Origin of the sequence: Palleronia rufa (assembly GCF_000743715.1) — a bacterium.
GTDB lineage: Bacteria > Pseudomonadota > Alphaproteobacteria > Rhodobacterales > Rhodobacteraceae > Palleronia > Palleronia rufa.
Window position 1 is genome coordinate 1 of the sequence record NZ_JQEY01000026.1, and the last position, 12,774, is coordinate 12,774.

A 12,774-nucleotide genomic window follows, 5' to 3' on the forward strand; every position below is an offset into this window, starting at 1 on the left:
GTCATGGGCGCGACCAAGCGCGTCGCGGAGTTCTACGCACAGGCGCTCGACCGTCGCGGCGGCACGCGCTTCATGACCGTGCGCTTCGGCAACGTGCTTGGCTCTTCGGGATCGCTGATTCCGCTCTTTCAAAGCCAGATCGCCAAGGGCGGTCCGCTTACGGTCACCGATCCGCGCATGACCCGGTTCTTCATGACCATCCGCGAGGCGGTCGAGTTGACACTTCTCGCGTCCGCTACGGGGATCGAGAAGGGGATCGGTCAGGGCAGGATCATGGTTCTCGACATGGGGGCGCCCATGCGGATCATGGACATCGCTCACCGCATGATCACGCTTGCCGGCCTGAAACCGGATATCGATATCGAGATCAAGACCACCGGCATCCGCCCGGGCGAAAAGCTCTTCGAAGAACTCTTCGATGTCGCTGAAGAACGGCACCCATCCGGTATTCCCGGTGTAAATGCGGCAATCCCCGAGGGCGTCGCCCTGGACACTCTGCGCTGTGCGATTGCCACGGTTTTGTTGCAGAAAGGCCGCCTGAGGCGTGAGTGTCCCTTTCCCGTTCGGGTTCAGGCCACGCGGACCACCTCGGCGGTGCCGAGCGCGTTGAAGCGATTGATAAGGGCGACACGGATGTGGATTTCGGCGGTCTGGCGGTCTGGGTCTCTCGCGGCGATGCGCTCGCCGAAGGCCTTCAGGCATCGCATCTTGGCCTCCACGCGGCTTCGGGCGTGGTATCCGGTCCACCGCTTCCAAAACGCCCGACCGTAGTGACGCGTGGCGCGCAGGGTTTCGTTGCGTGCCTTGGCAGCCGGACAGTCCTCCTTCCAAGCCCGACCGTTCCTTCGGATGGGTATGATTGCCGTGCCACCGCGTGCGATGACGGCGCCGTGGCAGCGGCGGGTGTCGTAGGCGCCGTCCGCGGTCACGGTGCCGATGTCTTCGTCTTCGGGGATCTGGCCCAACAGGTCCGGCAGGACGGGGCTGTCGCCTTCCCGGCTGTGGGTGAACTCGACGGCCAGGATATCCGAGGTGGCGGTGTCCATCGCCAGATGCACCTTGCGCCATTGGCGGCGACCCTGAATGCCATGCTTCCGGGCCTGCCACTCGCCATCGCCGAGGAACTTGATGCCGGTGCTATCAACCAGCAGGTTCAGTGGCCCGCCAGCACGGCGATAGGGGATCTGAACCTTCAAGGTCTTCTGCCTACGGCACAGGGTCGAGTAGTCCGGAACGGGCCAGTCCAGCCCCGCGAGTCGCAGCAGACTGGCGACYATCCCGGCAGTCTGTCTGAGCGGCAACTTGAACAGAACCTTGATCGATAGGCAGAACTGTATCGCGGCATTCGAAAAGACCGGGGGGCGCCCCGGGCGTCCCTCATGCGGCGCGTGCCAGGTCATCTCCTTGTCCAGCCAGATCAGCAGCGACCCGCGCTTCCTGAGCGCATCGTTGTAGGTGGACCAGTTCGTCGTGCGGTAGCGGGCGGGCTTGGGCTTGCTCATGCTGCTCGTCTAAGCGCATGAATTCCCGATGTGAATCCTTTACGGCTAGAGTTCTGCAACAACGCCGCGCGGGCATCTCCGGCTCGGACGTCCGCGACATGATGCTGGCCGCCGTCGAGACGCGCTTCGGCACGGATCGTGCCCCGTATCCCATCGAGCACCTCGGCGACAACGGCAGCCCCTACACCGCAGGCGAGACCCGCGACTTCGCCCGGCAGCTCGGCCTCGTCCCCTGCTTCACGCCCGTCCGCTCGCCCGAGAGCAACGGCATGGCCGAGGCCTTCGTGAAGACCATCAAGCGCGACTACGTCCGCGTCACGCCGCTGCCCGACGCCACCGCAGCGCTCGGGCTCGTCCCCGCCTGGATCGACGACTACAACACCGTCCATCCGCATTCCGCGCTGGCCATGCGCTCGCCCGCCGAGTTCAGATCAGCGCTCAACCCCAGCCAGGCTGTCCGGTGAAACGGGGGGCACTCCACGGTTAGCGACGCAGCCGGGGCCTCTTTTTGTGCGTTGCAAATCTGCACCACCCCACGGACATCCGAAGGGGCGCAGAAACGTGGTTCTGGGCCGCGCAGCCAACAGCAACAACCCTATTATATCCCTTAAAATCAATGCGTGGCGCGATTGTAGTGGCGGAGAGGATGGGCCTGATATCCAACTTTCTCTTGTGGATGCCGCCCTCATTTGCAAGGAATTTCTGAACCTTAGACATGTGATCGAGTGCGGACTCTTGTCAGGCCTGTTGCGCGGCCTGATAGATGCCGCTGGCCGAGATGGCGATGCGCGGACCGGGGCCAAATCTCCAACAGCGAGCTCGAAGCTCTGAGAAGGTTTCTGGTTTGCCCAACCCGGATCATGTCGATCATTTGCCCATTCGGATCATGCCTTCCTCACAACTCTGCGTTCCGTTTTCGCGTTTTGCTGCCGGATCAGGCAGCGCTGGCGATCACCGGATCGCGATAGTCTTCAGCGCGCGGGAGCATCGCCCAGAGGCCGCGCGCCATCTTGTTGGCCAGTGCGAAGGCCGCGACCATCGGCGGCTTGCGTTCCAACATGCGCTCAAGCCAGGGGTTTTGCGGTGCGCCACGGCGCAGAGCCCAGCGGATCACGGCCATCGCGCCGGTGATCAGCAGACGGCGAATGTCGCGCTGGCCCATCTTCGAGGTTTTTCCAAGCCGTTGCTTGCCGCCGGTCGACGCCTGTCGCGGCACGAGCCCAAGCCAAGCTGCAAAGTCGCGGCCGCGTTTGAACTGCTCCATCGGCGGCGCGAAGGTCTCGACGGCAAGGGCGCTGATCGGGCCTACGCCCGGCATCGTCTGCAGGCGGCGCGATGTCTCGCCCTCCCTGGCGAACGCGTCGAGCCTCTTTTTCATGGCATTGATCCGGTCGCTCAGGTTCGCGATCTGCTCCAGCAGCTCGCGACAGATTTCCCGGGCGAGCGGTGGCAAATTCGAGCTCGGATCTTCCAGGACGGCTCCGAGGCGCGGGAGATAGCCGATCCCCTCGGGCGCGGTGAAGCCGAATTCGTACAGGTGCGACCGCAGCGCATTGACCGCTTCGGTGCGCTGTTTCACGAACTGCTCACGGGTGCGGAACAGGATGGAACGCGCCTGTTGTTCCCCAGTCTTCGGCTCGACATAGCGCATGGTCGGCCGCAGCGCCGCTTCCCCAATGGCCTCCGCCTCCGCCGCGTCGTTTTTCTGCCTTTTTATGAACGGCTTGACGTAGCGCGGTGCGATCAGTTTCACCTCATGGCCGACCCGCACCAGTTCCCGCGCCCAGTGATGCGCACCACCGCAGGCCTCCATCACCAATAGGCATTGCGGATGCTCCGCCATGAAGCGCTGGAACTGCGGGCGCGACAGCTTCTTGCGGAAAAGGACCGTCCCGTCCGCGGCCGCGCCATGCAGCTGGAACACGTTCTTTGCCAGATCGACCCCGATGATGCTAATTTCCTTCATGTATGCCCTCTCGTTTCTCTTGTGACTTCAGCAGGCTTTGTTGCGCAAAGACTGGGTGAGGGATTCATCTCGTGAATCCAGCGTGGTAGCTGTCCTGCATGAGCAGACCGATCCCGCCGAGCTACAAGACAAAGAACTGGCCGGCCTACAACGAAGCGCTGAAGCAGCGTGGTTCCCTGACGATCTGGTTCGATCCGGACATGGTCTGGGTGCCGCCGCCGACCGGCAAGCGAGGCCGGCAGCCGTTATATAGCGACGCCGCGATCCAGRCATGCCTGACGATGAAAGTCCTTTTYGGCATGGCGCTCCGACAGACGACCGGGTTCATTGAAAGCCTCCTGCGCCTGGTCGGCCTCGACTGGGCGGTGCCCGAGGCTCTGTTGCACAAACCCGGTGAGGGATTCATGTCGTGAGTCCAGCGTGGTAGCTGGACGACATGAGCAGACCCACACCGCCAACCTACAAGACCAAGAACTGGCCGGCCTATAATGAAGCGCTCAAGCGCCGTGGCTCGCTGACGATCTGGTTTGACCCAGAGATGATCTGGGATGCTGCGCCGACCGGCAAACGCGGCCGACAGCCAACCTACAGCGATACCGCCATCCAGACATGCCTGACGATGAAGGTTCTGTTTGGCATGGCGTTGCGCCAGACGACCGGGTTCGTCGAGAGCCTGTTGCGTCTGATCGGTTTGAACTGGGCGGTGCCCGACTTCAGCACGCTATCGCGCCGCCAGAAAACGCTGGCCGTGAACATCCCGTATCGTGGCTCCAACGGCCCAGTGCATCTCCTGATCGATAGCACSGGCATCAAGGTCGAGGGTGAAGGCGAGTGGAACGCACGCAAGCATGGTGGGCCCAAGCGGCGGGTTTGGCGCAAGATCCATCTTGGGATCGACGACCAAACGCTGGAGGTTCGGGCGCTCGAGATTACCGGAAGCCACATCGGTGATGCGCCGGTGATGCCCGATCTGCTCAACCARATTCCGGCGGACGAGGCGATCGGCAGCGTCACTGCAGACGGTGCCTATGATACCCGCAAATGCCACGACGCCATCGCTGACCGCGGGGCGAATGCCGTCATCCCACCCCGCAAGAACGCCAAGCCGTGGAAGACCGTCACTGCGGGTGCCGTGGCCAGAAACGAGGCCCTGCGAGCTTCGAAATATCTCGGTCGCGCGATCTGGCGAAACTGGAGCGGATACCACCGCCGAAGCCGCGTCGAAACCAAGATGCACTGCGTTAAATTGCTGGGGCAGCGCCTCATGGCGCGGGACTTCGACCGACAAGTCGCGGAAGTCCAGGTCCGCATCGCCGTCATGAACGGCTACACCGCCCTTGGCATCCCTGTCACAGAGGCCGTGGGATGAATCCGTCCGGGGAAAGGGGAATCTCGGGTATTAAAAGCTTTGTGCAACAGAGCCCCGTTTGGGTCTGGCATGATGGAAAAGAAGCTATCAGCCAAATCGGTTGTGGCATGCAAATTCTGCGTACGGAAGACCTCGGTATGAAGGCGTTCGCATTCAGTTGATATGCAGTCTATCGCAGTCTTTTCCCACAGAGCTTTGCAGGGCCAGCGCTGAACCAATGCGGAAAAAGGAGCTGATGTCCTGTGCGACCTCAATCTTTGTTCAACGTCTATCGCAAAGCCAAGCTTAATCCTGCCCGGGTCCATCGTTGGTTCAAGTTGGATAATGTAAAACCATCCCGAGGCAGATGCCTCCGGATCGTCATCATTTACTGTGTCGGAGACTGATATTGCATCTCGAATAGCCTCAGCATCTTCTGAGGAAAGGTGAGCAACCAATTGGCCCCGACCTTGTTCGGTTCGCAGTTTCTGTGTCTCAATCCCAAGTCGTTTGGCAACCTTAAAGATCGTTTGTTTACGAACGCCAATTTCATCGGCTAGGTTAATAACGCTGATCATCTTCGAGCGCCGCCCTTCATCTTTCGCAACATACTACAGAATTCATAATGTCCGTCCACCATGGCGCTGGAGGACGCCGCCCGGCAGTACCGCGGCATGACGCTGCTGGAACTTGCCCGCGAAAGCCTCGGCAATGCCGGGGTGAACACGCGCGGCCTCTCGCGGGACGAGGTGGCGACCCGGGCCTTGCACTCGACCTCGGACTTCCCCGAGATCCTGTCGGCCGTCACCAACAAGACCCTGCGGCAGGCCTACGAGGCCTATCCCCGCACCTTCATGCTGTTCTGCCGCCAGGTTCTCGCCACCGACTTCAAGGCCATGCACCGGGTCCAGCTCGGCGAGGCGCCGCAGCTGCTGGAAGTCGGCGAGAGCGGCGAGTTCAAACGCGGCACGCTCGGCGAGAGCAAGGAGAGCTACAAGGTCAAGACCTATGGCCGGGTGGTCGCAATCACCCGCCAGACGCTGATCAACGACGATCTCGACGCCTTCACCCGGATCCCCGCGATGTACGGCAACTCCATCGCCCAGCTGGAGTCGGACGTGGTCTGGGGCATCATCACCTCGAACCCGGCCATGGCCGACGGCAACGCGCTGTTCCACACCACCCACAAGAACCTCGCGGGCACCGGCGCGGCGCTGGATGTCAGCAGCGTCGGTGCGGCCCGCGCGGCGATGGCCAAGCAGACCGGTCTCGACAAGAAGACGGTGCTGAACGTCCGCCCTGCTTTCCTGATCGTGCCGGCCTCGCTGGAACTGAAGGCCGAGCAGCTGGTCGCGCAAAACCTCGTGCCCGCCGCGACGTCGAGCGTCGTGCCGCAGTCGATCCGCACCCTCGCGCCGATCAGCGAGCCCCGGCTCGACGCCGCCAGCGAGACCGCCTGGTATCTGGCGGCCTCGCCCAACCAGATCGACACCATCGAGTACGCCTATCTCGAGGGTCAGCAGGGCGCCTACATCGAGACGCGCAATGGCTTCGACGTCGACGGCGTCGAGATCAAGTGCCGCCTCGACTTCGGCGCCAAGGCCATCGACTGGCGCGGCCTCTACAAGAACCCGGGCGCGTAAGGCGCGCTTCCTGAACCCCGACACGCGGGCGGTCCTGACGGGCCGCCTTTCGTCTTTCCACGAGGACCCTCCCCATGAAAAACTTCGTCCAGCCCGGCAACACCATCACCCTGACCGCGCCCTATGCCGTCGCCTCCGGCGATGGCCTGCTCGTCGGCTCCATCTTCGGCATCGCGGCTGGCGCCGCCGCCCTCGGCGATCCCGTCGAGACCGCGCTCGTCGGCATCTTCGACATCACCAAGGTCGGCTCCCAGGCCTGGACCGTCGGCGCGAAGGTCTATTGGGAAGACACCAACAAGCGCTGCACCACGGTCGCGACCGACAACACCCTCATCGGCGTGGCCGTCGAGGCGGTGGCGAGCGGCGCGGGCGACACCATCGGCCGGGTTCGGTTGAACGCGGCCTTCTGGTGAGCGCCTTCGCCGCCGCCGTGGGCGCGCTCTTCGCCGATCCGAACATCGGCCGGGATGCGGTCTACATCGCCGACGGCGGCGCGCCCGTGTTGGTGCGTGCCGTCGCCCGGCGCGCGGATGTCGTCTCCGACTTCGGCGATGCGCGGCTCTGGTCCGAAACCACCCGGATCGATCTGCGCGCGGCCGAGGTGGCGAACCCGCGTCCCGGCGACCGTATCGAGATCGATGGCGACGCCTTCCTCATTCAGGGCGAGCCCGTCCGCGACCGCGAGCGGCTGGTCTGGACCGTCGATCTGAGGCCCGCGTGAGACTGAAGCTCGACATCGATCCCGACATCGTCGCGATGATGGCGGCGGAGGTGGCGGCCGGGGAGCGCGCCGTCACGGCCGCCATGCGCGAGGCCGGAACTGGGCTGAAGACGGCGTGGCGGCTGCAGATCACCGGCGCGGGGCTCGGCACACGGCTGGCCAACTCGATCCGCAGCCAGAACTTCCCGAGGTCGGGCGAAAGCCTGGACGCGGCAGCATTGGTCTGGTCCAAGGCGCCGGTCATCGTGGGCGCGCACGACACCGGCCCGCTGATCCGCTCGAAGAACGGGTTCTGGCTGGCGATCCCGCTGCCCGCCGCAGGCAAGTCCCTGCGCGGCGGCCGGATCACGCCCGGTGAATGGGAACGACGACGCGGCCTGCGCCTGCGCTTCGTCTATCGTCGCACCGGCCCGAGCCTGCTGGTGGCGGAGGGGCGGCTGAACACGAAGGGTCAGGCGGTCGAGTCGCGGTCGAAGACAGGGCGCGGAAAGGTCACCGCGCCGATCTTCCTGCTGGTGCCGCAGGTCAAGCTGCCGAAGCGGCTGAACCTCGACCGGGACGCTGAACGGGCGCTGGACAGCGTGCCGGGTCTGATCGTGGCGAACTGGGTGGAGAGAAAGAGGTCATAATTGCATCAATCTCTAATTACAAAGAAGCCGCCCATGTCTGAAAGTCCTTGAGAAGCAACCGGATGCCATCGTTGGAAATAACCCAGTCTGCCTTGGATTCCTTGAACCAAAAGGATTCAAGGTCGGCTCGCGCATCCGACAACAGCTTTTCGCAAAAGGCGTTCAGGTCGTGCACCGCCTGATCGCCATACTGCCGGCGGAAGCTCTGGTAGATTTCATGACGTGCAGTGGGGGCATCAGAAGCCCAATCCGGATAGACTAGGTCTAGGTCCTGGTGGAACTGCAACGTAAAGTCATAGAAGGCTTGGGGCGCTTTCACGTCATTCGTTCCTTGGAAAAGAGGTTACGATAATGAAGCCATTCGGCATTTCAGGCGCATGACGGATGTACGTCCTCACGGAGTATGTGGGGCGCAGTCGTATCGGTGAGGATGTCCCGCGAGTCAACCGGTAGGCCTCTTGCCCCGTTATGCTGGAGAAAGTGCTTTCGAGGACAGCATCCTCCTGTTGCCCGGATGCGATGGCATTCACGATGGCGGCGTTCCGCGAAAGGTTCGCGTTCGTGAGTCTTTCCGCAGCAGCAAGCGAGGTGAAAGAACCATGGTACCAGCGATAGACCGTGTGGAGAAGCGTTCGGGCCACCGGAACGCTGACCATGCCAATTAGGAAGGAGTCGCTCTTGCCGACATGCCGTTCAATTGTGTGCCCGCCAGCAGCCTCGTGTTCTGCGAGATCCTGAAGGGGGTAGCCGCTCTCTGTGGGGACATAGTCAACAAGCGTGACGTCACTCGGTACACCGACACTGACGGGTTCCGCGTAGCACCGACAGTTGTGCGCCTGCCCCGGATGGCCGCCAGCGGGCGGCTCGTCCCAACGAAACACCTGATCGTCGTAGTCTGCGTGGCTGTCGCGCACCTTCGCGTCGTCCTGGGAACGCCAGATGTACCGCTCGATCCCCAAATCCTGCTGCCGAAGCTGGTTGACGAGCCCCGCGAAGGCCCGAACCAGGCGTTCTTCCATCGCTTCCCGCAACGGGCGCAGGCGCTGCGGGTGGGTTTCGTATTCCTCGAAGACGGCCGTCAAGCGCGCATCCCACTGGCGCAGCGCCTCTTCTTTGGCGTCCGAAACATCGCGAAGGTCGGCTTCGGTCACCCACGGCACGGTGTCTGGGGGCGTCAGCGCATTCAGCAGCATCCGGGTGTTGTCGGCGATCACGCTGTCAAGTTGGTCGGTGAAGTCGGCCCGCAGGTCGGCATAGCCGGGGAACGCGGACTTGATCGAAATGCCCGCACGGTAACCGAACACGGTCCCGTTCCGCCGTTCCAACACGTACTGACCGCTGCCGCCGTGGCGGAGAAATTCCCTTAGATTGTGCTGCATGGAACCTCCCGCTGCCTCCGCGCGATGGTTTGTAGCTGTTCAGTCCCGGACGATCACATAGACTCTCGCCGGTCTGCGCTCTTCATGGCAAGGTCGTTTCTGCGTGAGGTTCGGGATGGGGGACGATCATGCTGATCTCTCTTCACAAGCAGGCGACGACGACACCCAGGATCAGAGCTGCGATGCAGGCGAGCGATGAGCCGGCGTGGATGGTTGCGGAGCGCTACAGCATCTCCGAACAGACGGTCTGGAAGTGGCGCAAGCGGGATGGCGTTCACGACCACAGCCACACCGCGCACAGGCTGCAGACGACGCTGACCCCTGCCCAGGAGGCGGTTGCCGTAGCGTTGCGGAAGGCTCTGCTGTTGCCGCTCGACGACCTGCTGTCCGTCGTTCGCGAGTTCCTGAACCCGAACGTCTCGCGCTCCGGGCTGGATCGCTGTTTGCGGCGACATGGGGTGAGCAAGCTCCGCGACCTCACACCAAAGGCGCCGAAGCCTGCGCACAAGCCTTTCAGGGCCTATGAGCCCGGCTATCTGCATGTCGACGTGAAATACCTGCCGCAGATGCCGGACGAGCAGCGGCGACGCTACCTCTTCGTGGCGATTGACCGTGCGACCCGATGGGTCTTCGTCCGCATCTACCCAGCGAAGACGGCCGCCAACGCGCGCCGCTTCCTGCGTGACCTGGAGCGCGCCGCGCCGATGAAGATCACACGTGTTCTCACCGACAACGGCAAGGAGTTCACCGACCGGCTGTTCGGCCTGCGCAAGCGCGCGGCCACGGGCAACCACGAGTTCGACCGCCTCTGTGCCGACCTCGGGATCGAGCATCGCCTCGCACCACCGATGCGGCCGCAAACCAACGGCATGGTGGAGCGCTTCAACGGGCGGATCGAGGACGTCCTGCAGAGTCATCGCTTCCGATCAGGCGAGGACCTTGAGCAGACGATCCTGCGCTATGTCCGCCTCTACAACGGCCAGCTCCCGCAATCCGTCCTGAAGGGCAGAACGCCTATCGACGCCCTCAAGGACTGGCATCGCCAAAAGCCAAGGCTCTTCAAAAAGCGGCCATACAATCAAGCGGGATCTGACACCTAGGTGCCATCATGCTGTCGCACGGCTGGGTTCTCGAGGTTATCCGCTATGCCGGGACGGCCTATCTCTTCTTTCTTGCATGGAAAGCCGCACGTTCCGCGATGGCGCAAAAGTCAATCGCGCCACGGTCTATCGGAGGCCGACCAAGCCGCCTGATACTTCGGGGTGCGGCGCTGCATATCACCAACCCGAAATCCATCCTGTTCTTCGGCGCGCTCTACGCACTTGGCCTGCCCTCCGACGCGAGCCATGCGCAGCTTGCTCTGGTCGTGATAGCCGTCGGAATTCAGAGCATGGTCGTATTCTTAGGCTATGCTCTTTTGTTTTCGACATCGTCGATCACACGTGCCTATGTGTCAGATCCCGCTTGATTGTATGGCCGCTTTTTGAAGAGCCTTGGCTTTTGGCGATGCCAGTCCTTGAGGGCGTCGATAGGCGTTCTGCCCTTCAGGACGGATTGCGGGAGCTGGCCGTTGTAGAGGCGGACATAGCGCAGGATCGTCTGCTCAAGGTCCTCGCCTGATCGGAAGCGATGACTCTGCAGGACGTCCTCGATCCGCCCGTTGAAGCGCTCCACCATGCCGTTGGTTTGCGGCCGCATCGGTGGTGCGAGGCGATGCTCGATCCCGAGGTCGGCACAGAGGCGGTCGAACTCGTGGTTGCCCGTGGCCGCGCGCTTGCGCAGGCCGAACAGCCGGTCGGTGAACTCCTTGCCGTTGTCGGTGAGAACACGTGTGATCTTCATCGGCGCGGCGCGCTCCAGGTCACGCAGGAAGCGGCGCGCGTTGGCGGCCGTCTTCGCTGGGTAGATGCGGACGAAGACCCATCGGGTCGCACGGTCAATCGCCACGAAGAGGTAGCGTCGCCGCTGCTCGTCCGGCATCTGCGGCAGGTATTTCACGTCGACATGCAGATAGCCGGGCTCATAGGCCCTGAAAGGCTTGTGCGCAGGCTTCGGCGCCTTTGGTGTGAGGTCGCGGAGCTTGCTCACCCCATGTCGCCGCAAACAGCGATCCAGCCCGGAGCGCGAGACGTTCGGGTTCAGGAACTCGCGAACGACGGACAGCAGGTCGTCGAGCGGCAACAGCAGAGCCTTCCGCAACGCTACGGCAACCGCCTCCTGGGCAGGGGTCAGCGTCGTCTGCAGCCTGTGCGCGGTGTGGCTGTGGTCGTGAACGCCATCCCGCTTGCGCCACTTCCAGACCGTCTGTTCGGAGATGCTGTAGCGCTCCGCAACCATCCACGCCGGCTCATCGCTCGCCTGCATCGCAGCTCTGATCCTGGGTGTCGTCGTCGCCTGCTTGTGAAGAGAGATCAGCATGATCGTCCCCCATCCCGAACCTCACGCAGAAACGACCTTGCCATGAAGAGCGCAGACCGGCGAGAGTCTATGTGATCGTCCGGGACTGAACACATAGCTAATGTCACCGGCCCACTTCTGGTTGGGCGCATCAGTGTTGAAGTCTCGATCCAGCAGGTTCGGCGCGATATTGAACTTGTGATCGCTATCGGTCGTCACCTTGTGTTTGCGGGTTCTGACGACAGATATGCCGTTCTGGCGCATCAAACGGCCCACACGGCGATGACCGACGTCCAGGCCGATCTCCTTCAACTCTTCGGTCATTCGCGGCCTGCCGTAGCTACCAAGGCTCAGGCGGGACTGTTCTTTGATGTGTGCAAGCGTGACCATATCAGATCGTTGTCTGCGACTGGCAGGGCGGCTACGGAAGGCCCGCAAGCCACGTGTGCTGACGCCAACGACACTGCATAAACGGTTGGCTGGGAAATGGTTCCTGTGTTCCTCGACAAACCTAAATCTCATTGCTTTAGGCCCGCGAAGAACTGGGTGGCCTTTTTTAGGATTTCCCTCTCCTCCCTGAGAAGCCGGATCTCACGTCGAAGCCGCTCATTCTCTTTGGCGAGGTCCAAATCCTCTTGTGAAACCACGTTCGTGTCTCGATGCGCTGTGATCCATTTGTTCAGCGTCGACATTCCAACGCCCAGATCATCAGCCACCTGCTTGCGCGTCAGCCCGCTGGTCAGCGCAATACGCACCGCATCCTGGCGGAATTCGTCCGTCCGTTTCAATCCCATAGTTCGCCTCCTTTGTTGCAGTAAATGCTATCAAAGGAGCGGCATCAAACCGCGACAGGTCCACCTGCGCCTTGGTCCGACCGATTGCCTTCGCGCTGTCTTCCACATATTTGTCGATGGCGTCGCCGAGGGTCACTTCGCGGCGGCGGGTCTCTCCGATGGGCAGGTTTTCGAGGGCGCCGGGCTTGGCGAGGTCCTTCTCGCGCTTCTCGATCCAGGCCGCGGCGGTCGAGCGCAGCTCGAAGGTCCGGTTCTCGCGCCAGACGGTTTTTCCAGCCCGCCGAACGGCGATCTGGGCGAGCCAGGCTACCGTACTGTCTTTGCGCTTTCGCTTGATGATGGTACCCATGGGGTTACAACATTTGGCCGAAGTTACAACATTTGTTGTAAATCCT

At 62.4% G+C, this 12,774-nt stretch carries 13 protein-coding genes and 4 pseudogenes; 10 read left to right on the top strand and 7 right to left on the bottom strand.

The window, feature by feature from the left end:
- Positions 1-3: 3 nt before the first annotated feature.
- Positions 4-384, top strand: a pseudogene (locus tag KW83_RS20245) (polysaccharide biosynthesis protein); the annotation flags it as partial.
- Between the two features lie 185 nt (positions 385-569).
- Here the strand turns inward: KW83_RS20245 and KW83_RS18275 are convergent.
- Positions 570-1,502 (bottom strand): IS5 family transposase, encoded by a 933-nt coding sequence (locus tag KW83_RS18275; RefSeq protein WP_036181957.1) that lies wholly within the window; start codon positions 1,500-1,502, stop codon positions 570-572.
- A 68-nt stretch (positions 1,503-1,570) separates the two neighbouring features.
- On the opposite strand from KW83_RS18275, the pseudogene KW83_RS18280 reads away from it, so the two are divergent.
- A pseudogene (locus KW83_RS18280) lies at positions 1,571-1,966 on the top strand (integrase core domain-containing protein); the annotation flags it as partial.
- Positions 1,967-2,436: 470 nt separating this feature from the next.
- On the opposite strand, the gene KW83_RS18285 reads toward KW83_RS18280, so the two are convergent.
- Positions 2,437-3,468: an IS110 family RNA-guided transposase gene (locus KW83_RS18285; RefSeq protein ID WP_036181959.1), complete on the bottom strand. Its 1,032-nt coding sequence runs from the start codon at positions 3,466-3,468 to the stop codon at positions 2,437-2,439.
- A gap of 98 nt (positions 3,469-3,566) precedes the next feature.
- On the opposite strand from KW83_RS18285, the pseudogene KW83_RS18290 reads away from it, so the two are divergent.
- The 6 genes and pseudogenes from KW83_RS18290 to KW83_RS18315 form a co-directional block, all read left to right on the top strand.
- Positions 3,567-3,842: pseudogene (locus KW83_RS18290) on the top strand (transposase); the annotation flags it as partial.
- Positions 3,843-3,904: 62 nt separating this feature from the next.
- Positions 3,905-4,837, top strand: a complete 933-nt coding sequence (locus tag KW83_RS18295; protein ID WP_036172902.1) for an IS5 family transposase — start codon at positions 3,905-3,907, stop codon at positions 4,835-4,837.
- Between the two features lie 617 nt (positions 4,838-5,454).
- Positions 5,455-6,459 (top strand): prohead protease/major capsid protein fusion protein, encoded by a 1,005-nt coding sequence (locus KW83_RS18300; RefSeq protein WP_235191468.1) that lies wholly within the window; start codon positions 5,455-5,457, stop codon positions 6,457-6,459.
- Between the two features lie 74 nt (positions 6,460-6,533).
- Complete coding sequence (locus KW83_RS18305) at positions 6,534-6,872, top strand: DUF2190 family protein (RefSeq protein ID WP_036181963.1); 339 nt, start codon at positions 6,534-6,536, stop codon at positions 6,870-6,872.
- A complete protein-coding gene (locus KW83_RS18310; protein ID WP_036181965.1) occupies positions 6,869-7,180 on the top strand; it encodes a head-tail joining protein in 312 nt (103 codons plus the stop codon). The genes KW83_RS18305 and KW83_RS18310 overlap by 4 nt, the downstream gene beginning before the upstream one ends.
- The gene (locus KW83_RS18315; RefSeq protein WP_036181966.1) at positions 7,177-7,809 is read left to right on the top strand and encodes a DUF6441 family protein; all 633 of its coding nucleotides are present in this window, start codon (positions 7,177-7,179) and stop codon (positions 7,807-7,809) included. The genes KW83_RS18310 and KW83_RS18315 overlap by 4 nt, the downstream gene beginning before the upstream one ends.
- 16 nt (positions 7,810-7,825) lie before the next feature.
- Here the strand turns inward: KW83_RS18315 and KW83_RS18320 are convergent, their stop codons facing one another.
- Positions 7,826-8,128 carry a hypothetical protein gene (locus KW83_RS18320; RefSeq protein ID WP_036181968.1) on the bottom strand — a complete coding sequence of 101 codons (303 nt, stop codon included), beginning with the start codon at positions 8,126-8,128 and terminating at the stop codon, positions 7,826-7,828.
- 1 nt (position 8,129) lies between these two features.
- Complete coding sequence (locus tag KW83_RS18325) at positions 8,130-9,188, bottom strand: RNase A-like domain-containing protein (protein WP_036181970.1); 1,059 nt, start codon at positions 9,186-9,188, stop codon at positions 8,130-8,132.
- 128 nt (positions 9,189-9,316) lie between these two features.
- On the opposite strand from KW83_RS18325, the gene KW83_RS18330 reads away from it, so the two are divergent.
- On the top strand, positions 9,317-10,288 hold the full coding sequence (locus KW83_RS18330) for an IS481 family transposase (RefSeq protein ID WP_036173691.1): 972 nt from the start codon (positions 9,317-9,319) through the stop codon (positions 10,286-10,288).
- Between the two features lie 8 nt (positions 10,289-10,296).
- Positions 10,297-10,656 carry a LysE family translocator gene (locus KW83_RS18335; RefSeq protein WP_051928658.1) on the top strand — a complete coding sequence of 120 codons (360 nt, stop codon included), beginning with the start codon at positions 10,297-10,299 and terminating at the stop codon, positions 10,654-10,656.
- Here KW83_RS18335 and KW83_RS18340 read toward each other — a convergent pair.
- The 3 genes and pseudogenes from KW83_RS18340 to KW83_RS20250 all read right to left on the bottom strand — a co-directional run bounded on the left by KW83_RS18340 (position 10,635) and on the right by KW83_RS20250 (position 12,728).
- On the bottom strand, positions 10,635-11,606 hold the full coding sequence (locus KW83_RS18340; protein WP_036173691.1) for an IS481 family transposase: 972 nt from the start codon (positions 11,604-11,606) through the stop codon (positions 10,635-10,637). The two genes, KW83_RS18335 and KW83_RS18340, sit on opposite strands and share 22 nt — an antisense overlap.
- 30 nt (positions 11,607-11,636) lie before the next feature.
- Positions 11,637-12,379 (bottom strand): annotated as a pseudogene (locus tag KW83_RS20785) (IS3 family transposase); the annotation flags it as partial.
- Positions 12,294-12,728, bottom strand: a complete 435-nt coding sequence (locus KW83_RS20250) for a hypothetical protein (protein ID WP_200879713.1) — start codon at positions 12,726-12,728, stop codon at positions 12,294-12,296. The pseudogene KW83_RS20785 and the gene KW83_RS20250, both read right to left, overlap by 86 nt.
- Between the last annotated feature and the right edge of the window lie 46 nt (positions 12,729-12,774).